The 314-nt window shown below is 70.4% G+C and carries 1 protein-coding gene; it reads right to left on the reverse strand.

The features are described 5' to 3' along the window. The coding region (locus IF89_RS39965) for a hypothetical protein (RefSeq protein WP_043195080.1) at positions 1-314 on the reverse strand (314 nt) is incomplete at both ends.

Genomic DNA, 314 nt, shown 5'->3' on the forward strand with positions numbered 1-314 from the left:
GTCGGCGTCCTGCACCGACACCGCCCGCGCGTCACCCAGGCCGGCGTCCTGCTGGTCTTTGCCCAGGACGCCCTGGGTGACGGCCTCAGCCACAACATCGGCTGCGGTTTTCACGGTGGTGCCGTCGGGGCGGGTGGTGCTGCTGGTGTGGCCCCAGGGGTCGGTGGAGGCAACGGTTTTGCGGCCGGCCTGGTCGGTGGTGGTGACCTTGTAGTGGGCCCACTGGGAGTAGTCGGCCTCGGACAGCACCCGGGCACCGTCTGCGTCCGCTTCTTTGGCGTAGGCGCCGTCGCGGTAGTTGTCCGCGGTCCGCA

The organism is Streptomyces sp. NRRL F-2664, from assembly GCF_000719345.1.
Lineage (GTDB): Bacteria > Actinomycetota > Actinomycetes > Streptomycetales > Streptomycetaceae > Streptomyces.